The organism is Rhodococcus sp. 7Tela_A2 (assembly GCF_049311045.1).
Lineage (GTDB): Bacteria > Actinomycetota > Actinomycetes > Mycobacteriales > Mycobacteriaceae > Rhodococcus.
Map to the genome: position 1 here is coordinate 1 of NZ_JAXION010000045.1, position 20,050 is coordinate 20,050.

Below are 20,050 nucleotides of genomic sequence, written 5' to 3' on the forward strand. Positions count from 1 at the left end.
AGCCACCTCCCCGCGTGCCCGCGCCGCAGGAGGAGGCGTCACGCAGTCGCGACTGGGCGCCCACGCAACGGCCCGAACGAATCGCCGACGAACGCTCTCGCGGCGGGACTCCGCCGCCTGTTGTTCCGCCGGTGCGGCGCAAGCCCGCCGCGCAACCCGAACCACGACGACCACGCCCCGGCGCCGGACGACGCACGATGCGGCGCCTGGGTGCGGTGCTGGCCGTACTCCTCGTCGCCGTGATCGGCGGGACGATCTACCTCGACGGCACGCTCGACCGCGTCGACGCGCTCGCCGCGTACGACGGGCGCGGGGGCGACACCCCCGGCACCAACTGGCTGCTCGTGGGCTCCGACAGCCGGGTCGGCCTCACCCCGGAACAAGAACAGGAACTCGCCACCGGCGGCGACGTGGGTACCGACCGGACCGACACGATCCTGCTCATCCACGTACCGAGCGGCGGAGGCGCGACCACCATGGTGTCGCTGCCCCGCGATTCCTATGTGGACGTGCCGGGCTTCGGGCGGGACAAGCTCAATGCGTCGTTCGCACTCGGCGGACCCCAGTTGCTCGTACAGACCGTCGAAGGCGCGACCGGCGTGCACATCGACCACTACGTGGAGATCGGCTTCGGCGGGTTCGCGTCGATCGTCGACGCGGTCGGCGGAGTCGATATCTGTGTCCCGTACCCGATCGACGATCCGCTGGCCGGTCTGTCGCTCGAGGCAGGGTGCCAGGAACTGAGCGGACCCGAGGCTCTCGGGTTCGTGCGCACCCGCGCGACACCTCTCGCCGACCTGGACCGGATGAACAACCAGCGGCTGTTCCTGTCCGCTCTTCTGGGCAAGGCAACAAGTCCCTCCACGTTCCTCAACCCGTTCCGCGCGGTGCCGCTCGCGACGGGTGCCGCCGGATCCGTGCGGGTCGACGAGGACGATCATCTCTGGGACCTCGCGCGACTGGCGTGGGCGATGCGCGGTGAGACGTTGACCGCGACGGTGCCCGTCGGAGGATTCGAAGACGTCTACGGCATCGGCAACGTGTTGCTGTGGGACCGCTCCCGCGCGGCGCCGTTCTTCGATGCGTTGGCGAAAGATCAGCAGATCCCGGCTGAATTGCTGACGCCCGGACCCTGACATTGCGGTCTCCGCGGCCCGATATTCTCGCGAAATTCGGGGCGGAGATATTCGGCCAGGCAACCCTGAATTGACCAAGGCAAGCCGAAGCTTTGAAGAGTCAGCCTAGCCAAAGCTTGGATGAATTATCACCTGACCTGCATTAACGTCTTGATCATGACGACAATGGGCGAAACGCACAAGACCAAATTCCATTCGCTGCTGCACGACCAGATCCGCAACGAATTCAATGCGTCGCACCAGTACATCGCCATCGCGGTTTTCTACGACAACACCGATCTTCCCCAGCTGGCGAAGCACTTTTACGCGCAGGCAGTGGAAGAACGCAACCACGCCATGATGATCGTCCAGTACTTCCTGGACCGGGACATGGCCGTCGACCTCACCGGGGTCGACGCCGCACAGTCGATGTTCGACAACGCGCGCGAACCGATCGCGCTGGCTCTCCGCCAGGAGCGGTCGGTGACCGACCAGATCGTCGAGCTGGCGCGCACCGCGCGCGACGAGGGCGACTACCTCGGCGAGCAGTTCATGCAGTGGTTCCTGCAGGAGCAGGTCGAAGAGGTCGCCACGATGACGACGCTGCTCACCGTCGCCGACCGCGCCGGTTCCAACCTGTTCAACCTCGAGGATTTCGTCGCGCGGGAGCTCAACTCGAAGGCCCGCGAACTGCGCGGCAACGCGCCGACCGTCGCCGGCGGCAGCATCTGACGCGACCTGCAGCCCACAGGGCCCGAATGCCACAGTTCCCGGATCACCGGCGAACTGTGGCATTCGGCTTTGCGGGGGACTTCTCTCGGCCCCGGAAAAATCAGCGCAGGGTGATCTGACGACTGCGGATTCCGTCGCGGGAGCGCAGCTCGGCAGTGGTCAGCGGCTCGTCCACGGCCAGCGCGGCATCGAGGCGCGCGCCGAGTTCGAGTGCGGGTTCCACCCATTCGTCGGCGTGCTTCTCCCGGTCGAGATCGAAAACCGGAACCAGCAGTCCGTGCGTGCGGAACGACCCGGCGAAGCGTGATCCCTCCCCGAGGTGGAGGCCACCGGCCGCGTGCACGCGCGACAACGCGGCCATGAGCGCGTCCTCGTCCTCGGGCCGAACCCAACGCAGGTGTGCCTTCTCGCCGGGATCCACCCACCACGCACCGACCAGCCCGTCACCGTTCAGACGCGCCGAGGGCAACACCGCACTGTTGGCGTGCTGCACGGTGTGCGCGATGTCCTGGCTCGGCTCGACGCCGGCCGGAATCCACCAGTTGAAGTCGTTGTGCACGGTGATCGGGGGAACGACATTCGCGTCGAGCAGGTCCTGCAGCCGCGGGGTGTCGTCGTCCACGGTCGCGGTCTGCAGCGACGATCCGGGCTCGGCCGTGCGTGCCCACTCGATCGCGGCGGCGAGTTCCCCGGCCGGGTCCGGGCCGTACCCGCTCGCGAGCTGCAAGCCGACGTACGCGACGGTCTCGTCGTCTTCTTCGCGGGCCAGCGCCGCGACGCCACCCGGAAGGATGGTCGCACCGACGATCTTGCGTCCCTCATCGGTCAGCGGCAGGTCGACCAGTGCGGACGGAACGAACTCGCGCAGCGCAACGAGGTCGCATTCGAATGCGAGGCCCTCGAACGGTCGCGTGGACGCGGCGACCGCGGCTTCCCGCTCCAGTCTCCGCTGCTCGAGCTTGGCGGCGCGGTTGGCACCGGGCTTGGGTCCACTGTTTCTCTTGCTCTTCTTGGCCACGGCGCCAAACTACACGCCCGGCCTGCCCGCCCGATCTATACGCCGTGAGCAGCGTCGAGTTGCAGCTTGGTACGGCCCGGATGGTTGGTGGCCACCCATCCGACGCCGAGTTCGCGGCACAGCTCGACATCCGCGGGGTCGTCGACGGTCCAGCAATACGTCGCACGGCCCGACGCAGCGGCACGGTCGACGAGATCCCGGTGCTCCCGGAGCGTCATGATCGACGGGCCGATCGCGGTGGCGCCCACGGTAGTGGCAGCACTCCCCCGCAGATACCGGGAGGTCTCGCCGAGCAACACGGTGGGCAGCAACGGAGCTGCCCGGCGGATCCGCCATACCGCGCTGCCCGCGAACGACATCACCACCACGCGGGAGAAGTCGGCCGACGCAGGCGTCGCGAGCCCGAAGCTCGCCAGCGCGTCGAGCAGCTTCGCCTCGACCAGCGCACCGTACCGGACGGGATGTTTGGTCTCGACGAACAGTTTGACCGGCACACTCGTCCAGTCCATGACGAGGTCGAGCAAACGGTGCAGGGTGAGCAGTTCCGCAGGTTCACCGGGCTTGCCGTAGTCGTGCTCGGACAGTTCGGCGAGAGTCATCTCGCTGACGACACCCGTTCCGTCGGACGTGCGGTCGATCGTGCGGTCGTGGATGCACACGAGGTGCCCGTCACTGGTGAGCCGCACATCGCACTCGAGTCCGTCGGCGCCTTCCGCGAGGGCCAGTTCGTACGCGGCGAGAGTGTGCTCGGCCTTGGCCGCCGACGATCCCCGATGTGCGACCACCCGAGGGCGATCCACGGCGCTCACGTGCTTGCCACCGGTTGGGGTACGTCGTCGCGCTCGTCCTGGGTAGCGGCCGGAGTGTCGTCCTGCGACAGGGACGCCGTGTCGGCCGGGCTGCCGGCGGTCGCGGCGCGCGGCACGATCGGGGCAATCGGCGCGTATGCGGGTCCGGTGGCGTAGGTGAATCTCCGGTGGCGCAGCGGCCTGCCCCAGATGTCCGTTCCCTCGAACAACCGCACCACGTGCAGCGTCGTGAGCGCGACCGCCGTGGCCAGCGCCGCAGCGAACGCCGCGAGCAGCACGCCGTCCGCACGGGCCTGGATCGTGTCGCGCTGACGCCACAGCACGACCACGACGAACATCACCGCGTCGAGTACCCACAGCACCCACCAGATCCGGATCGCCCGGAGAAGCCTGGGGTCGCGACCGGCGATCTCGGTGAGGAGCACTCCCGGCATCGCGAGGTTGACTCCGGGCACGACGACACCGAGCAGCACCGTCGGCGACGGCCGGGGATCGACCTCGCCGCGTTCGGCGAAGACGCGCCGGCGTAGTTCGAGCAGGCGCACCGCGCACGCGACGGCCGCGGCGAGCGCGACGAACGGTGCACCCACCTGCGTCGCCCACACGGCGGCGTCGGAGACCGCGAGAGCCAGCGGGTCGACGAGTCTGGTCCGGTTGAACACCAGCAGTCCGTACCGGAACGCCTCGGCGAGAGCCGCGAGGCCGAACACGACGGCGGCGCCCACGAGGAGTGTCGGCGCGAGATCGGAGATCGTCTCGCTACGGCTCGGTTCGTACTCGGTGTCGACCGGCCGCGGATCTGTCAGTCCCCAGCGCGGTATCTCCCGGTATCGCGGCGTCGGAGCCGTCCCGCGCGTGCGCGTGGGCTCAACGGGACCGATCGGTACCGCCGGGCGCGCGACCCAGCGAAAGTTGCGGCGCGACGGGGGAACCGGAACGTCGGTGGAGACGGGCGAGAGCAGGACGCCACGGCAGGATGGGCACCACTGCCGGGGCTGATAGGTCACCGGCCAGCGGTTTTCGCACCGAACACAGATCTGGTAGGCGGCCATCAATAGATCTTCGCGGGTTCATCACCGTCGGAAACCAGGGGAAGACCGCTCTTCTGCCACGCCACCATGCCACCGTTCACCTGGATGGCGTCGTACCCGATGCGGTTGAGGTACTGGACTGCGCCGAGCGAGCGTCCGCCCTGGCGGCAGACCACGTAGACCTCGGCATCGATGTCGATTTCCTCGAGTCGTGCTGGGACGTCGGCCAGCGGAATGTGGACCGCGCCGGGTGCGTGTCCGAGCGCCCATTCGTCGTCTTCGCGTACGTCGAGGAGTACAGCGGCGGCGTTGGTCTCTGGCACCTCGTCCACAGACACGGTGGGGACGTCGGAAAAACTCACGTTTCCAATAGTGGCACGTGCTGCGGGGCGATGCAGCCGAGGACGCTCCGCTGTGCCCTCATGTCACGTCCACATACGGCAGGTCCTGGAGTTATCCACAGTTTCCACAGGTTCATCCCCAGGCTCTACCGAGGGTGGGGATGCCCGGCTCGAGATTCGTCACATCGTCTCGGTCGGTCGGTACGAAACCCGCGGGAGGGGGCACCTGAAATGATGGATTCATGGAACTACGAATCTTCACCGAACCTCAGCAGGGCGCCACGTACGACGATCTTCTCGCCGTCGCACAGACAGCCGAGCGGCTCGGTTACGGCGCATTCTTCCGTTCCGACCACTATCTCGCCATGAACGCCGACGGCCTGCCGGGCCCCACGGACGCGTGGATCACGCTGGCCGGACTCGCGCGCGACACCTCGACGATCCGGCTCGGCACCCTCGTCACGTCGGCCACGTTCCGCTATCCCGGTCCGCTCGCCATCTCCGTCGCACAGGTCGATGCGATGAGCGGCGGCCGTGTCGACTTCGGTTTCGGCGCAGGATGGTTCGAGGAGGAGCATCTCGCCTACGGCATCCCGTTCCCGTCCCTGAAGGACCGTTTCGACCGGCTCGAGGAGTCGCTGGCCGTCATCACCGGACTGTGGGACACACCCGTCGGCGAGACGTTCTCGTACGAGGGCGCGCACGTGCGGATCGAGAACTCACCGGCGCTTCCGAAGCCGCAGCAGCAGCCACATCCGCCCATCGTGATGGGCGGCGCCGGCAAGAAGCGCACACCCGCCCTCGCCGCACGGTACGCCGACGAGTTCAACGTGCCGTTCATGTCGGCCGAGGACACCGAGGTGTTGTTCGACCGTGTGGCAGGGGCATGCCGCGACGCCGACCGCGACCCGGCCACGCTCACGTACTCCAACGCGCTCGTGCTGTGCTGCGGGCGCGACGAAGCCGAGATCGCCCGCCGCGCCGAACGGATCGGCCGGGAGGTCGGCGAGCTGCGTGAGAACGGTCTCGCGGGCACCCCCGAGGAGGTCGTCGAGAAGATCAAGAGCTACGCGGCGGTCGGCTCGCAGCGCATCTACCTGCAGATGCTCGATCTCAGCGACCTCGAACACCTCGAGCTGGTCGCGGCGGAGGTCATGCCGGCCGTGCGCGACCTGTAGCCCTCGCAGCTGCGCGGCTCAGTAGCTGCTGGTGGAGCCGAGGAACGCCTCGATCTCCCGGTTCCACCGGCGGCGACGGGTGCGCTCGAGTCCCCACCGCGCCGACTCGAACATCGTGATCGCCAGCGCGACCGACAGCATCCACAGGAACACACCGGCGCAGACGGCAGAGACCTTGGCGGCGCCCACCGTGAGCGGAGGGTCGGCGAGTTCACCCGAACGGGCGTCGACCCACACCGTCACGTCGCCCCCGGTAACGGACCAGCTGTCCACCGGAACCACGGCCCGGCGCTGCTCGTCCCCCCACTGCCAGGTGGCCGGCGCGGGGGCGGTAACCGACGACGCGACCTCTCCCCCTCCCGGCGCGGCAGGGTCGGGCGCGGACTCGAGGGTCGCGGAGACCGGGGTGCGTTCGGTGCTCTGCTTCTCGGCGAGCGCTACCCAGGACTGCCACGATCCGGCGCCGATGAACCCGGCGACCGGAATCATCAGCGCGAGGGTGGTGAGCAGCACGAAGAACAACCACGCTTCGATGCGGTCGGCCCGGCGTACGAGCGGATTCCCGCCGCGCCGGCTGCGGCGCATGCGGTCGAGGTAGTCGCCCGCGCACGTCGAGGTTTTCACGGTGACCGGTCCTCCCCGTCGGCAGTCGTGTTCTCCGAGGATGCGACGGTCGTCGGCGGATTTCAAGACGCGACGACCGATTCGCGCACCCCGGACTCACGCTCCGGGAGGTGCCGGGAACGGGATCAGGCGCCGAGCCCCACCGGGCAGCTCACGCCGGTTGCGTGCACCGGGCAGTAACCGTGGGGATTCTTCGCGAGGTACTGCTGGTGGTAGTCCTCGGCGTAGTAGAAGTGCGTCAGAGGTGCGATCTCGGTGGTGACAGCGCCGTAGCCGGCTGCCGCGAGCCGCTCGCCGTACGCTTCGGCCGTCGCCTCGGCCATCTCGATCTGCGTCTCGTCGTGCGTGTAGATCGCCGAGCGGTACTGGGTTCCCTGATCGTTACCCTGCCGCATCCCCTGCGTCGGATCGTGGTTCTCCCAGAACTCCTGCAGGATGCGCGCGTAACCGATCACCTTGGGATCGAAGACGACGAGCACGACCTCGGTGTGACCGGTCCGGCCCGAGCACACCTCTTCGTACGTGGGGTTGGGGGTGTAACCACCGGCGTACCCGGCGGCGGTCGAGTACACGCCGTCGAGTTGCCAGAACTCCTTCTCCGCACCCCAGAAGCACCCCATCCCGACCACGGCGGTCTGCAGCCCCTCGGGGAAGGGGGGAACGATGCGATTGCCGTTGACGTAGTGGGTCTCGGGAACGACTGCGGGCTCGGAACGCCCGGGTAGTGCGTCCTCGCGGGCCACCATCTGCGACTTGGAACCTGCACGGGCCAGAATCTCGTCGAACCAGGACATGTCCCGATGCTACGCGCGGGGACCGGTGGTGGCCGGTTCCGCGGCCACCGTGCGGGCCGGGGTGAGCCACCGGGTGCTGATCCAGCGCGCGGCGGGTACCTCGACACCGCGGTAGACCACTTCCGACACGAGGGCGCAGCCGAGCAGCACGCACACGATCGCACCGGTCTGCCCCACCACCCCGACCGTGTTCTCGTAGATCCGGTACATCACCAGGGTGTGCGTGAGGTAGATGGCGTAGCTGCGGGTCGCGACCCAGTCGACGACCCGGAGATGCGCGAAGCGGCCGTTGTAGCGGGAGACCAGCACGACGCATGCGAACACCACGGTGATGGTCCACAGGTAGCGCGTCCCCGCCCAGTACACCTGGGTGTCGGTGGCGAGCACGATCACGTGGACCTGCGCCAGCAACGCCAGGACGAGCCCGCGGCCGGAGATCAGTCCGGCCCATCCGAGGTAGGCGATCTGCCCGAGGAACACCGTGGGGAGCGTCGCCGCGATCCGGGAGAGGAAGGGCACGCTGTACGGCTCCGGGATGTACAGGTTGTAGATGAGCACCAGCATGCACAACACGGCCCCGAGGACGGGAATGATGAGCGGGTTGGCGCGCAGGAGCGAGCGGCCGGCGACGCAGTACAGGTAGAAGACGATCTGCACGGCGAGCGTCCACGCGACTCCGAGCACGGCCACCTGCGGCTTCAGGAAGAAGGCGCCGAGGATGAAACTCAACGCGGCCTCGGAGTTCGAGACACCCGTGTGACCACTGAACATGCCGTTGATACCGAGCCGGACCAGCACGATCGCGGCGAGGATGCAGACCCAGAACGCGGGAACCAGGCGCGCGGCGCGGGCGATCAGGAAACGCCGGGGTGATTGCCGCATGGCGGACCGGGTGATGAGGAGCCCGGTGAGCATCATGAACGCCGCGACCCCGACGAACGACAGATGCTGGTTCAGCCCGGCCCCGTCGACGAAGACGCGGTACACGAGGTCGATGCCCCACCATCCGGTCCCGAGGTCGTCGATCAGATAGAACGAGATGTGGGAATAGACGACCGCGAGCACTGCTGCGAACCGCAGCAGATTGACGCCCGGAAGATCCACGCGAGGTGCGTCGACCCCGTTCGCGGGTTCGTTCAGGAAGGGCCGATACACCGCCCAATGTTAAGGTTCCGCTCTCGAGCGTCACCAATTGGTCCAGCTCGACCGGGGTTTCTGCTGGTCGCGGGAGATGTCCTCGCGGGAAACGGCGATTCTCGTCGCTGCCGCCCCGAGCCTCGTGGGCGTACGTCCGAGTGACAGCTGTGGTTGCGCAGGGTGTACTTATGAGTTGGGGTGGAAACCACACGGTGTGGGTAATCCACACAAGTGTTGTGGTGAGACCCGCAAGGCACGGAAACAACCGCACGGGCCCTACCGGGCTCGCAAAGAAGGGACCCTCGTGGCTGAGTACACACTTCCGGAACTGCCCTACGACTATGCAGCGCTCGAGCCGCATATCTCGGCGAAGATCATGGAGCTGCACCACGACAAGCATCACGCGACCTACGTCGCAGGTGCGAACACCGCTCTCGAGAAGCTGGCCGAGGCGCGCGAGAACGGCACGCTGGCCGCTCAGGCAACCAAGCTCGAGAAGGATCTCGCCTTCCACCTCGGTGGCCACACCAACCACACGGTGTTCTGGCAGAACCTCTCCCCCGAGGGTGGCGACAAGCCCGAAGGCGAGCTGGCCGCGGCGATCGACGACGCGTTCGGTTCGTTCGACAAGTTCCGCGATCACTTCTCCGCGAACGCGAACTCCATCCAGGGCTCCGGCTGGTCGATCCTGGCCTGGGATTCCATCGGGCAGCGTCTGCTCATCGTGCAGCTGTACGACCAGCAGGGCAACATCCCGATCGGCCTGACCCCGCTGCTCATGCTCGACATGTGGGAGCACGCCTTCTACCTGCAGTACCAGAACGTGAAGGCCGATTACGTCAAGGCGTTCTGGAACATCGTGAACTGGGCCGACGTGCAGGCTCGCTTCGACCGGGCACGCACCCAGACGGCAGGTCTGATCGTCTAGAGCCCGAGGCTCCGTTCGTATCCGGCCCCCACCCGGACTGGCACTCGGCACCTCTTGTGTGCAAGCACGAGAAGTGGGCATTCTTCGTGTACCGGCCATAGGGCCGGGAACCGGCTTGCAACGGCGCGACCGGACCGGCTCGAGTGGATCGGGGTGGGTTCGATGACGGACTACGCACACGGACGGATCGAACTCGCCGCATTTCACGCGGCAGGAGCGCTGCGCGGTTTCGTGGGGGGGGGGGGGGGGGGGGGTGGGGCGGGCCGCGCGGCCCCCCCCCCCCCCCCCCCCCGCCACCCGGGAGTGGACGCAACTGCTCGCGCTGACGGTGCGCGTGGCATCGTTGCCCGGACTGCTGCCCACCTCGACCGTGTTCGGGGTCAAGGAGGAGTTGCCCGACGATCCGGAGCCCGGAACGGTCGGATTGCTGATCGCCGAGGGGCCCGTCATCGGCGCCGAAGCCGTGACGCCGGAGCGATTCGCGGACCGCCGGCCGTCGGCGCTCATCATGTTGCATCCTCCGTCGGAGACGACTCCGACGCTGCCCGAGAATGCGGGTGCCGCGTCGGGGTGTGTGTTGTTGCCGGGCCTCCCCCACCTGGGCCTCGACCACCGGGCAGCCTGGGTGGAAGCGGAGCCGGACGGTACCGTGACGTCCCTGGTGAGCAGGGTCGGAGTGAATCCGAGCAGCGATCCCGACACCGCAATTCTGGCGATGCTGCTGGCCGCGTGACCCGCACCCGCACAAGAGAGTTCGGTTCTCCGAAACTGAGCATGCCCTTTACCGATGCGCTGTCGGGCCGGTATCGTTTGCTTCGCGAAGGGGAGTAGCCCCCAATCGCCGAGTCGACATACTGGCGGCGCCGCGCAGGCGGACCGCCCGGCACGGCGAACCGGACGATAGTCCGGTGGGCGAGACCTTCGGCCGTCGGCGCCCCGGGGGCCCGCCGGCCCGGGGGGGCCCCCTTTTGCTGCCGCGGGGGGGGGGGGCTGGCGGGGCGCGGCGCCGGGGCCCGGCCGGGCCGGGCGACCCGGAGGATCGGCGGGTGGGCGAGACCTTCGGCCGTCGGCGCACCGTGCGCCCGACGTCCGGAGGAAGCCCAATTTTCCTCCAGCGGGTGAGGAGGAATGCCGATGTGGTCCGCCGTCGTACTGAGCTTCGCAGTCATCTTCGTGGCCGAACTGGGCGACAAATCCCAGTTGATGGCCATGACGTTCGCGTTGCGGTACCGCTGGTGGGTCGTCCTGTCCGGCATCCTGTTCGCCACGACGGCCGTGCATCTCGTATCGGTGGCCGTCGGGCACTATCTCGGCGTCGCCATTCCCCCCGTGGCGATGTCCATCGTCGGCGGCCTCGCGTTCCTGTTCTTCGGTCTGTGGACGTTGCGAGGAGATTCGCTCGACGACGCCGAACAATCGAAGGCCGGACGCGTGGCGCGTTCCGCGTTCCTGGCCGTGGTCTCGGCCTTCTTCCTCGCGGAACTCGGCGACAAGACGATGCTCGCGACCATCACCCTCGCCGCCGACAACGACTGGGTGGGCGTGTGGATCGGATCGACCGTCGGCATGGTTGCCGCCGACGCACTCGCGATCATCGCCGGTGCGGTGCTCGGCCGTCACATGCCGGAGAACGCCATCCGGCTCGGCGCGTCCGCCTTGTTCTTCGGGTTCGGCGCGTGGATGCTCGGCGACGGACTCGCGCCGGACTCGGCCGTGGTCGGTCCGGTCGCCGGAGGGATCACCCTCGTCCTCGCCGCTGCGGGGGCGGTCGTCGTCGGGAGGCGGGCGGCACGCCGGACGACTGCGGAGGTTCCGGCTCCCGTCGAGCCCTGATGTCCACCCGGCTTCCCGGCGTGACCAACGACACCGCGTGAGCGCCGAACATCCGGGCTCCTCTCGCTCCAGAAGAGTATGCTTGCCGATAGGCAAATACTTTGGGAGTTGAATGACACCACCGATGGGAAGCACACGCTTCGACGACGACGACGACATCCACCGCCTGCGCATCGCCCTCGGCCGGATCGCCCGGAGCGTCGGCCGGTCCGCAACCGACGAGGGGCTCACCCGGTCCCAGTCGTTGCTGCTGACGACCGTCGCGAAGCACGGGACGATCGGGGTGCGCGAACTCGCGGAGCACGAGGGACTCAACCCCACAATGTGCTCGCGGATGGTCGGCAAGCTCGAAAAGGCCCAACTCGTCACGCGTTCCTCCGACGCCGGCGACAAGCGCGTCGTGCGGATCCACATCACCCCGGCGGGGGCGCGGCTGTCGGATGAGCTACGCGCTCGCCGGACGGCGATGTTCGCCCGGCACCTGGCGGAACTGGACGACGACCGGCTCGACGCACTCCACGACGCCCTGCCCGCCCTCGAAGCACTCGGTGAGCGCATGTGCCGGGGACGGGAGGTGCGTGAGTGACCGTCATCGACGACATCCGCGGACAGACGTTCGCGGCCCTCCGCGGGCCCAACTTCCGCCGCTACATCGGCGGTCAGGCGATTTCACTCGTCGGCACATGGATGCAGACCATCGCCCAGTCGTGGCTCGTCCTCCAGCTGACCGGCTCGGCCACCGCCATCGGCATCGTCCTCGCCCTGCAGACCGTGCCGATGCTGCTCCTCGGGCCGTACGGCGGGGTGATCGCGGACCGCACCGACAAGCGCCGGCTCATGATCGGGCTGCAGAGCCTCATGGGTGTGCAGGCACTCGTGCTGGGTCTGCTCGTCGTGACCGGCACCGTCGAGTTGTGGCACGTCTACGTGCTCGCCGTACTGCTCGGCCTCAACCAGTGCTTCGAGAACCCCGCACGGCAGTCCTTCATGCTCGAAATGGTCGGGCCCGACGATCTCCGCAACGCGGTGAGTCTCCAATCGGTGCTCGCCTCGTGTTCCCGCATGATCGGCCCGGCTGTCGCAGGCATCGTGATCGCCGCAGGTGGTATCGGACTGTGCTTCCTGCTCAACGCGGCAAGCTTCGTCGCCGTCGTCACGTCGTTGCTGACACTCGACGTGTCGAAACTCGTGCCCTCACCGCCCGCAGCCCGCGCGCGCGGCCAGCTACGCGAGGGACTCGCCTACGTGCGGCGCACATCCGATCTCGCGGTGCCTCTGCTGATGATGGCGCTGGTGGGATGCCTCGCCTTCGAGTTCCAGGTCGTGCTTCCGGTGCTTGCCGACCAGACGTTCGACGCGGGTGCCGAGGCGTACGGCTTGCTCACCGCGGCGATGGGTGCGGGATCGGTAGTCGGCGGTCTCGTGGTCGCGACCTGGGGGCACACGGGCACCAAGCCTCTCGTCCTGACGGCGCTCGCATTCGGTGTCGCAATGGCCGTAGCCGCAGCGTCCCCGACCATGCCCATCCTGGTGGCGACGATGGTCGTCGTCGGCGCTCTGAGCGTGACCTTCACGTCCACCACCAACAGCACGCTCCAGCTCACCGCCGCGCCGACCATGCGTGGCCGGGTGATGGCCCTCTGGTCCGTCGCCTTCCTCGGCTCCACCGCGATCGGCGGTCCCATCGCCGGCTGGGTCTGCGAGCAGGGCGGCGGGCGAGCCGGGCTGTTGCTGGGCGCGGGCGCGTGCCTCGTCGCCGCCGCGATGGGTGCCGCGGTGATGCGCCGACGGGCTGCGATCGAACTGACACCTGCACGCTAGGGTTCGTGACGGACCACACACGCGTGCCGCAAGGCCCGGACGAGGAGTTACGAACAGTGGAAATTCAGGGATCTGCCGCACTGGTGACCGGCGCCGCATCCGGCCTCGGTGCCGCCACCGCCCGTCGCCTCACCGACGCGGGGGCCACCGTCTTCGGTCTCGACCTCGAACAGTCGATCGAGCGCGTCGGCGACGCGGCACCCGAGGGCGTCACGCTCATCCCCACCGACGTGACCAGCGCCGAGGGCGTCCAGTCCGCGATCGACCGCATCGTCGAGTCGGGACTGCCGCTGCGCACTGTCGTCAACTGCGCCGGCGTCGGCTGGGCCGGCCGGATCCTGTCGAAGAACGGGCCGCACGACCTCGAACTGTTCCGCACGGTCATCACCGTCAACCTGCTCGGCACCTTCAACGTCATGCGCCTCGCCGCCGATGCGATCGCCAAGACCGAGCCGGTCGACGAGTCCGGCCAGCGCGGCGTCGTCGTCAACACCGCGTCCGTCGCCGCGTTCGAGGGCCAGGTCGGGCAGATCGCCTACTCCGCGTCGAAGGGCGGCGTGCACGGCATGACCGTTCCCGCAGCGCGCGACCTCGCGCAGTACGGGATTCGCGTCAACACCATCGCGCCGGGCATCGTCGACACCCCGATGCTCGCCGGCGTCACCGAGGAGTACCGCAAGGGCCTCGAGGCGGGCGTGCCGTTCCCGTCGCGCCTCGCACAGCCCGCCGAGTACGCACAGCTCGTGCAGATGATCGTCGAGCACGACTACCTCAACGGCGAGACCATCCGCATGGACGGTGCGCTGCGCATGGCGCCGCGCTGATCCGCGACGCACAACGCATCCCACGTCGGCGCGGTGGAGTCACGTACTGCGTGCCCACCGTCGCCGCGTGCGGGCGGCCGCGTGCGGTCAGAGATCGTCGATGTGCGGAATCTCGAGGACCGCACGATCGGACATCCACTCCCGCAGGATCTTGGTCGCGACCACGTCGTCCTCGTTGTACTCGAGCAGCCGCGCGCGCTGACTCGGATCCGGCTCGCCGTCCAGCCCGACGGCCTCGCGGTACCAGCTCATCGACGCCTCTCCCCCGGCTTCGTCGTCGCGCCAGTGGTGACCGGCGATCGGGGCGACCTTCTTGAGCCCCTTCCCGTTCGGGCACACGAACTGGTCGGTGACGGCCTGGTAGATGTCCACCCATTCGGATGATCCGATGAACGCCTTGATCTCCGCTTCGGGCGGCACACCCGGAAAACCGCGGAACCGCCGCGCCGACGACAACAACCACTTGTCTTCCGCCGACCTCGAATAGCAGTAGGCCGCAAACGTTTTCCCACGGCGCTCGGCGGTACGCCGCTGGTCCGACAACCACGCCCAGAACTCGGCGAACGACCGCGCCTCGTCGTCGGTGGGTACCGGCACCCAGGTCGCGAACGGCCGGTACTCCGACTGCGATCCGGAGTTGAGCAGCGTCCCCCACAGATAGGCGCCGTGCTCGTGAAAGCTCTCCATGTCGACATCGACCTCGATGTCGGCGCGGTGGACGTGCACATGGCGGTACCGGCGGACGAGGGGGGCGCCCGCGAGCCACGCCTTTGCGATCACCACCGCATCCTCGAAGGGTCCCTGCGGCCAGATCTCGGGTGGTTCGCCTTCCCAGCCCGCGAGACCGTCGATGGTGTGGACTCCGAGTTCCCTGAGGACCTCGGCGCGCTGACCCGACGCCACCAGCGACACGTCGCGTTCGCGGGTGAGTTCGGCCCGGCACCGATCCCACCACGGGCACGTCCTGCACTCCCCGATCTGCGACGGTTTCGTCGGCGTCCGGCCGCGGGCGATCTCGACGCGATCGGTCAAGCGGGCGTCGTACTCGTCGAGGACCGTGCTCAGGTCGTGCACCAGAATGCAGTCGCCGCCGTACCCGATCGCGCCGCCGACCTGCCCGGGACTTGCGAGACCGTGCCGCTCGAGCATCCGGTACAGGTGCGCGAGGCGCATCTGGTCGCGGACCTGGCTGCGCACTTTGCGTGTCTGGTCCACCACCGGCTTCCACTCGAACAGCCCGGTGGTCGTGGCGCCCTGACCGGGATCGGTGACCTTGTGGTTCACGACGATCACCGGGATGTAGCCCCCGCGCACGGTGTCGCGCAGCAGAATCTCCGACCTGCCCCGGCGTCCGGTGTCGACCTCGACGGGCAGCACCGCACCCCAGATCCGGTCGGCGCCGGCGCGACACGCCTCGAGAGTCTGTTCTGCGCGCTGCGACGTCGAGCCGTCGGGACCGATGAGCACCCAGCCCTCGGGGTCCGCCTCGAACAAGTGCTGACGGATCGCCTCACGGTGGGCGGCGGCCGCCTCCTGGCGCTGCCGCGCACCCGCGTTCTCGGCCGCACCTGCAAGTTCGTGGGGGAACGAAGCGTCCAGATACACCCGGTGGCGGCACCGCGTGAGCGCACTCGCCTCGAGGGAAACGGGTGTTCGCCGCACATCACGGGTTGGCTCCACAACTGTCCAGGGTATTCGCTGCGCACGGATCGCCTCGCACCAGCACCGTCACGTTAGGCTGACGCGGGGCGCCGGAGCGTCGTGTCGTACCGAATGGAGGGTGCTGTTCGATGGGGTTGTTCACACGGAAACGTCGCGCCACTCGCAAGGCGGAAGCCAAAGCTCTCAAGCACAGGGCGAAGCTCGAAGCGAAGCTGGTGGCGAAGAACCAGCTCAAGAACGACCGGCGAGCAGCGAAAGCGCAGCAGAAGCTGAGCAAGAAGCTGGCGAAGTCGCAGGTCAAGCTCGATCAGGAACTGCTCAGTTCGCAGGCGAAGATCGAGAAGGAACAGATCGCAACGCTCAAGGCACAGAAGAAGGCCGCAGAGAGCCAGGGCCTGACCGCAGCGAAGGTGCGCCGGTACCTCGGTGTCGCCCGTCTGCTCGCGCCGGTGCTCGTTCCGATCGTCTACCAGGTGGTCACGGCGCTGCGCGGTCAGCTCGACGCGCGACGGGCACAGCAACTCGGTGTCCCCATCGACGAGCTCGGCTCGTACACGGGCCGCGGTGCACGACTCAGTGCCCGGATCGCCGGCGCCGAACAGTCGCTCACCAAGATCGAGTCCCTGCACCCGAAGGACGCCGAGACGCAGAAGTTCGCCGCGGCGATCCGCGGTCGTCTCACCGACCTGACCGCGGCGGTGCAGGCTGCCGAGCAGATGCCCGCGGCGCGCCGGAAGTCGGCGCACGCCGCGATCTCGTCCGAGCTCGACGGCATCGAGGCCGATCTGCTCGCCCGGCTCGGGGTCCGCTGACCCGAACGTGAACACGAACCCGGCCCTCCTCGGCAGCACCGCGGGCATCACGACCGCGGCGCTGGCTGCGGCTGCGCACGGCGCGGCCGGTGGCGGTGTGCCCACGGGCCCCGCCTCGGCACTGCTGCTCGCAGTCGCCGCGGGGGTCGGGATCGTGGGTGCGTACGTGCCGACGCTGCCGCCGATCGCACTTCTCGCCGTCGGGCAACTCGGCACCCACGCCGTTCTCTCCGCCCTCACCGAGGGCCACCCGCACACGTCGGGATCGATGTTCGCCGCACACCTCGTGGCCGTCGCAGGCTGCGCGGTGCTGCTGGTCGCCGCCGCCCGGCTCTTCGACGCGTGCAGTACCGCGATCCGGGCCGTGACACTCCGGCTCGGCGGCGTACACGTGCCGGCGTCGCTCGCCCCGACGAGAACGACCGACCCGCTGGTCTGGGGTCGCGCTCCCCCGGCGATCTCCCGGAGAGGTCCACCGGTCGCGCGGTGACGCGCAGCCGTATTCGTTCTCCGAGAAAGATCCACCCATGAAGACATCACCTACCCGTGCCCTCGTCGGCGCGGGCGCCACTGCTGTGCTGATGCTGGCCGGTTCCGGTCTCGCGTCCGCACATGTCACGGTCGTCGCACCGGGCGCGGAGCAGGGCGGTTACACCGTGCTGACGTTCCGTGTGCCCACCGAATCCGATACCGCCGGAACCACTGCGGTGTCGGTCGGCCTGCCCGGCCTGAAGTCGGCACGCACCGAACCATTGCCGGGCTGGTCCGCGACGATCGAGAAGGATCCCGAGACCCAGCTCGCCACCGGCGTCACCTGGACCGCGGATCCTGGAGTTGCCGTCGGTCCGGGCGAGTTCCAGCAATTCGTGCTCTCCGCCGGGCCGCTCCCCGACGAGGCGGAAGTGTCGTTCCCCGCGGTACAGACCTACAGCGACGGCGAGGTCGTCGCCTGGGACCAGGTCACGACCGGGGACACCGAACCCGAACGTCCTGCTCCGAGCCTGACGCTCGCGGGCAACGGCGACGGGCACGGCGGCGGAGCACACACCACCGGCACCGACGCCGGCACCACGTCGGACGAGTCCGGCACCGATGTCACCGCACGGTGGCTCGGCGGCATCGGTCTCGTCCTCGGTGCGCTGGGCGTGGCCCTCGGCCTCGGCGCCGTGATCCGGGGACGGCGCTCATGAGACGCCTCTTCGTCGTTCTCGCCGCGTTGTTCACCGCACTGGCGCTCTCGGCCGGTCCCGCGTCGGCGCATTCCGTGGTGCTGTCGAGCTCGCCGGAGGACGGTGAGCAGATCGCGCAGGCACCCGAGCGGGTGAGCGTGACGTTCAACGAGCCCTTGCAGGAGCAGTTCGCGGCGATCACCGTCGTCGGCCCGGACGGCAACCTGTGGTCCGTGGGCGACCCCGCCGTCGAAGGTTCCACGGTGAGTGTCGCCGTGGACGGACTCGGTCCGGTCGGCGAGTACACCGTGGCCTTCCGGGTGACGTCCGCCGATGGGCATCCCGTCAGCGGTACCCGCACCTTCACCCTCACTCAGGAGGGCACCGGCGCGCCCGGTGAGCCGGCGTCCGGTACGCCCGAGACGGCCGACGGGAACGAGAGCGGCGACAGCGGGCCCGCCGTGTGGTGGTTCGTCGTCGCCGGTGTAGTCGTGATCGCCGGCGGACTGGTCTTCGCCCTTCGCAAGCCGAAGGCATGATCGGATGATCTCGGTGCGCCGGCGGTGGCTTCTCGGTGCCGCCGTCGGCGTACTCGCCGGCACCGTCGCCGGAGTGGCGTGCGGCTGGATGCTCGCGACCCCGGAGGCCTCCAGCTGGGTCCGGGCGCTGTCGGTGGGCACGGGATCGACCGTGCTCGGTATCGCGGTCCTCGCTGCGATGATCCGCGGTGAACGTCGGCCCGGAATCGAACCCGACGACGTGTGGCGCGCGATCGCGACGTCGAGCGGAGTGTGGCTCGCGCTCGAATCCGTCCAGCTCGTCCGGGAAGCCGCGTCCGCGGTCGCCGTTCCGGTGGGCGACCTGCGCGCCGGCTTGTTCGCCGAATACCTCGCCACTGCCGGTTCCGGGCGCGTCGAAGCCGCCGCCTGGGTCTGCGTCGCCGCATGCGGCATCGTCGCGGTGGTGGCGTACCGGCGGTCGGCGTCGTGGTCCACCGCACCGGTACTGGTGTTCGCGGCGCTGGCGCTGATCGCGCGACCCGCGACCGGGCACATGGCTCAGCAGACACTCGGTTCCCTGCTCAATGCCGCGCACGTCCTGGCCGCGGCCGTCTGGTTCGGGGTGCTGGCCGCATTGGCCCTCCTCGTGCGCAGACGCGGTACGTGGGCTCAGCTGCTCCCGCGCTACTCGGCGCTCGCACTGCGGTGCGTGGCGATTCTCGCGGCGACGGGCGTCATCGACGCTGCTGTCCGGATCGGGTCGCTCAGCGGACTGTTCGGCACCGGCTACGGACGCATCGTGCTGGCGAAGACCGCTGTGCTCGTGGCGTTGCTGGTGCTGGCGTGGACCTGGCGCCGAACGTGGGTGCCGGACGCGGTGTCGCACCGCATCACCGCCGAGGAGTCGCTCCGCAACGCAGTCGTGGAGGTGTGCGGCATCGCCGTCGTCTTCGGCCTCGCCGCTGCCCTCGCCACCGCCTCCTGAACTACCGCCTCCTGAACTACCGCTTCCTGAGTTACCGCGTCCCGCGCGACCGTCACTGCCCTGAGCGGGCGGCGCGGCGGAGGTCACCGACGAGCGACCGGAGCGCGTCGTCACGGTCCGATCGGGCGCGGAGAACCGCGGACGGATGGATGGTCACCACCACCGATGGATCCTGCCCACCGCGTATCTCGTCGGGCAGGCGCAGCACTTCGCCGCGGTGTTCGGTGAGCCTGAATCCGTTGCCCAGCAGCGCTTGCGCCGCGCTCGCGCCCAGACACACGACCACCTCCGGGCGTATCGCCTCGAGTTCGGCCAGCAGCCAGGGGCGGCACGCCGCTATCTGGCCACCCGACGGCTTCTTGTGGATGCGGCGCTTGCCGTTCGCCGAACGGTCGAAGCGGAAGTGTTTGACGGCGTTGGTGACGTAGACCGAGCCGCGATCGACACCCGCCTGTTCGAGGGCCTTGTCGAGCAGATACCCCGCCGGTCCGACGAACGGCTCGCCGGCGCGGTCCTCCTGGTCTCCCGGCTGCTCGCCGACGAGGAGCATGCGTGCGCTCTCGGGCCCCGCTCCGAAGACGGTTCGGTCGGCGGCCTTGTACAGGTCGCATCCGCGGCAAGCGCGCGCCGCCGCCGCGAGTGCGGGCACCTCGCGTGTCTCGGGCAGGTACTCCTGGGCACCGGGATAGCTCACCACGACGACGGGATACCCCCGGACGCGGCCGATCCACGCGCGC

Annotated in this window: 22 protein-coding genes and 1 pseudogene; 14 read left to right on the forward strand and 9 right to left on the reverse strand. The window is 68.7% G+C overall.

Annotated elements, in window-relative coordinates:
* Both TVH25_RS10645 and TVH25_RS10650 read left to right on the forward strand, forming a co-directional pair.
* Positions 1–1,136: LCP family protein (locus tag TVH25_RS10645; RefSeq protein ID WP_422424095.1), on the forward strand; the 1,136-nt coding region annotated here is incomplete at its 5' end.
* A gap of 156 nt (positions 1,137–1,292) precedes the next feature.
* A complete protein-coding gene (locus TVH25_RS10650; protein WP_169652255.1) occupies positions 1,293–1,847 on the forward strand; it encodes a ferritin in 555 nt (184 codons plus the stop codon).
* Between the two features lie 100 nt (positions 1,848–1,947).
* On the opposite strand, the gene TVH25_RS10655 is transcribed toward TVH25_RS10650, so the two are convergent.
* Genes TVH25_RS10655 through TVH25_RS10670 form a run of 4 tightly spaced genes read right to left on the reverse strand, consistent with a single transcriptional unit; the run spans position 1,948 to position 5,067 of the window.
* Entirely contained in the window at positions 1,948–2,865 is a 918-nt protein-coding gene (locus TVH25_RS10655) for a DUF5926 family protein (protein WP_422424096.1), read from the reverse strand.
* Between the two features lie 35 nt (positions 2,866–2,900).
* Positions 2,901–3,674 carry a glycerophosphodiester phosphodiesterase family protein gene (locus tag TVH25_RS10660; RefSeq protein ID WP_422424097.1) on the reverse strand — a complete coding sequence of 258 codons (774 nt, stop codon included), beginning with the start codon at positions 3,672–3,674 and terminating at the stop codon, positions 2,901–2,903.
* Positions 3,671–4,726 carry a DUF4328 domain-containing protein gene (locus tag TVH25_RS10665; RefSeq protein WP_296550646.1) on the reverse strand — a complete coding sequence of 352 codons (1,056 nt, stop codon included), beginning with the start codon at positions 4,724–4,726 and terminating at the stop codon, positions 3,671–3,673. The genes TVH25_RS10660 and TVH25_RS10665 overlap by 4 nt, the downstream gene beginning before the upstream one ends.
* Positions 4,726–5,067 (reverse strand): rhodanese-like domain-containing protein, encoded by a 342-nt coding sequence (locus TVH25_RS10670; RefSeq protein ID WP_169620817.1) that lies wholly within the window; start codon positions 5,065–5,067, stop codon positions 4,726–4,728. Before TVH25_RS10670 ends, TVH25_RS10665 begins: the two co-directional genes overlap by 1 nt.
* Positions 5,068–5,288: 221 nt before the next feature.
* Here TVH25_RS10670 and TVH25_RS10675 point away from each other — a divergent pair, with 221 nt between their 5' ends.
* A complete protein-coding gene (locus TVH25_RS10675) occupies positions 5,289–6,224 on the forward strand; it encodes an LLM class F420-dependent oxidoreductase (RefSeq protein ID WP_422424098.1) in 936 nt (311 codons plus the stop codon).
* 18 nt (positions 6,225–6,242) lie between these two features.
* Here the strand turns inward: TVH25_RS10675 and TVH25_RS10680 are convergent, their stop codons facing one another.
* The 3 genes from TVH25_RS10680 to TVH25_RS10690 form a co-directional block, all read right to left on the reverse strand.
* The gene (locus tag TVH25_RS10680) at positions 6,243–6,848 is read right to left on the reverse strand and encodes a hypothetical protein (protein ID WP_422424099.1); all 606 of its coding nucleotides are present in this window, start codon (positions 6,846–6,848) and stop codon (positions 6,243–6,245) included.
* Between the two features lie 125 nt (positions 6,849–6,973).
* Positions 6,974–7,642: a peptide-methionine (S)-S-oxide reductase MsrA gene (gene msrA / locus TVH25_RS10685; RefSeq protein ID WP_422424100.1), complete on the reverse strand. Its 669-nt coding sequence runs from the start codon at positions 7,640–7,642 to the stop codon at positions 6,974–6,976.
* 9 nt (positions 7,643–7,651) lie between these two features.
* Positions 7,652–8,746 (reverse strand): acyltransferase family protein, encoded by a 1,095-nt coding sequence (locus tag TVH25_RS10690; protein ID WP_169652351.1) that lies wholly within the window; start codon positions 8,744–8,746, stop codon positions 7,652–7,654.
* 337 nt (positions 8,747–9,083) lie between these two features.
* Here TVH25_RS10690 and TVH25_RS10695 point away from each other — a divergent pair, with 337 nt between their 5' ends.
* The 6 genes and pseudogenes from TVH25_RS10695 (at position 9,084) to TVH25_RS10720 (ending at position 14,185) form a co-directional block, all read left to right on the forward strand.
* The gene (locus TVH25_RS10695) at positions 9,084–9,707 is read left to right on the forward strand and encodes a superoxide dismutase (RefSeq protein WP_169620820.1); all 624 of its coding nucleotides are present in this window, start codon (positions 9,084–9,086) and stop codon (positions 9,705–9,707) included.
* 162 nt (positions 9,708–9,869) lie between these two features.
* Positions 9,870–10,440, forward strand: a pseudogene (locus tag TVH25_RS10700) (peptidase).
* 401 nt (positions 10,441–10,841) lie between these two features.
* Positions 10,842–11,540 (forward strand): TMEM165/GDT1 family protein, encoded by a 699-nt coding sequence (locus tag TVH25_RS10705; protein WP_422424120.1) that lies wholly within the window; start codon positions 10,842–10,844, stop codon positions 11,538–11,540.
* A gap of 124 nt (positions 11,541–11,664) precedes the next feature.
* Complete coding sequence (locus TVH25_RS10710) at positions 11,665–12,126, forward strand: MarR family winged helix-turn-helix transcriptional regulator (RefSeq protein WP_422424102.1); 462 nt, start codon at positions 11,665–11,667, stop codon at positions 12,124–12,126.
* Positions 12,123–13,361, forward strand: a complete 1,239-nt coding sequence (locus TVH25_RS10715; protein ID WP_169620822.1) for an MFS transporter — start codon at positions 12,123–12,125, stop codon at positions 13,359–13,361. The genes TVH25_RS10710 and TVH25_RS10715 overlap by 4 nt, the downstream gene beginning before the upstream one ends.
* Before the next feature lie 56 nt (positions 13,362–13,417).
* A complete protein-coding gene (locus TVH25_RS10720; RefSeq protein ID WP_169621067.1) occupies positions 13,418–14,185 on the forward strand; it encodes an SDR family NAD(P)-dependent oxidoreductase in 768 nt (255 codons plus the stop codon).
* An 87-nt stretch (positions 14,186–14,272) separates the two neighbouring features.
* On the opposite strand, the gene TVH25_RS10725 is transcribed toward TVH25_RS10720, so the two are convergent.
* On the reverse strand, positions 14,273–15,865 hold the full coding sequence (locus tag TVH25_RS10725; RefSeq protein ID WP_422424104.1) for a TM0106 family RecB-like putative nuclease: 1,593 nt from the start codon (positions 15,863–15,865) through the stop codon (positions 14,273–14,275).
* 110 nt (positions 15,866–15,975) lie between these two features.
* Between TVH25_RS10725 and TVH25_RS10730 the strand changes: the two genes are divergently transcribed.
* Genes TVH25_RS10730 through TVH25_RS10750 form a run of 5 tightly spaced genes read left to right on the forward strand, consistent with a single transcriptional unit; the run spans position 15,976 to position 19,313 of the window.
* Positions 15,976–16,659, forward strand: a complete 684-nt coding sequence (locus TVH25_RS10730) for a DUF6474 family protein (protein WP_169620824.1) — start codon at positions 15,976–15,978, stop codon at positions 16,657–16,659.
* Between the two features lie 7 nt (positions 16,660–16,666).
* The gene (locus TVH25_RS10735; protein WP_169620825.1) at positions 16,667–17,149 is read left to right on the forward strand and encodes a hypothetical protein; all 483 of its coding nucleotides are present in this window, start codon (positions 16,667–16,669) and stop codon (positions 17,147–17,149) included.
* Positions 17,150–17,186: 37 nt separating this feature from the next.
* Complete coding sequence (locus TVH25_RS10740; protein WP_422424106.1) at positions 17,187–17,849, forward strand: YcnI family protein; 663 nt, start codon at positions 17,187–17,189, stop codon at positions 17,847–17,849.
* Entirely contained in the window at positions 17,846–18,367 is a 522-nt protein-coding gene (locus TVH25_RS10745; RefSeq protein ID WP_422424108.1) for a copper resistance CopC family protein, read from the forward strand. Before TVH25_RS10740 ends, TVH25_RS10745 begins: the two co-directional genes overlap by 4 nt.
* Before the next feature lie 4 nt (positions 18,368–18,371).
* A complete protein-coding gene (locus TVH25_RS10750) occupies positions 18,372–19,313 on the forward strand; it encodes a copper resistance D family protein (RefSeq protein WP_422424110.1) in 942 nt (313 codons plus the stop codon).
* A gap of 52 nt (positions 19,314–19,365) precedes the next feature.
* Here TVH25_RS10750 and TVH25_RS10755 read toward each other — a convergent pair whose 3' ends face one another.
* Positions 19,366–20,010 (reverse strand): UdgX family uracil-DNA binding protein, encoded by a 645-nt coding sequence (locus tag TVH25_RS10755; protein WP_422424111.1) that lies wholly within the window; start codon positions 20,008–20,010, stop codon positions 19,366–19,368.
* Between the last annotated feature and the right edge of the window lie 40 nt (positions 20,011–20,050).

Excerpts from the sequence above, each read along its gene's own strand:
- TVH25_RS10650 (WP_169652255.1), top strand. The coding sequence starts at position 1,293 with ATGACGACAATGGGCGAAACGCACAAGACCAAATTCCATTCGCTGCTG.
- TVH25_RS10665 (WP_296550646.1), bottom strand. The coding sequence starts at position 4,726 with ATGGCCGCCTACCAGATCTGTGTTCGGTGCGAAAACCGCTGGCCGGTG.
- TVH25_RS10675 (WP_422424098.1), top strand. The coding sequence starts at position 5,289 with ATGGAACTACGAATCTTCACCGAACCTCAGCAGGGCGCCACGTACGAC.
- msrA (WP_422424100.1), bottom strand. The coding sequence starts at position 7,642 with ATGTCCTGGTTCGACGAGATTCTGGCCCGTGCAGGTTCCAAGTCGCAG.
- TVH25_RS10705 (WP_422424120.1), top strand. The coding sequence starts at position 10,842 with ATGTGGTCCGCCGTCGTACTGAGCTTCGCAGTCATCTTCGTGGCCGAA.
- TVH25_RS10710 (WP_422424102.1), top strand. The coding sequence starts at position 11,665 with ATGGGAAGCACACGCTTCGACGACGACGACGACATCCACCGCCTGCGC.
- TVH25_RS10730 (WP_169620824.1), top strand. The coding sequence starts at position 15,976 with ATGGGGTTGTTCACACGGAAACGTCGCGCCACTCGCAAGGCGGAAGCC.
- TVH25_RS10740 (WP_422424106.1), top strand. The coding sequence starts at position 17,187 with ATGAAGACATCACCTACCCGTGCCCTCGTCGGCGCGGGCGCCACTGCT.
- TVH25_RS10745 (WP_422424108.1), top strand. The coding sequence starts at position 17,846 with ATGAGACGCCTCTTCGTCGTTCTCGCCGCGTTGTTCACCGCACTGGCG.
- TVH25_RS10750 (WP_422424110.1), top strand. The coding sequence starts at position 18,372 with ATGATCTCGGTGCGCCGGCGGTGGCTTCTCGGTGCCGCCGTCGGCGTA.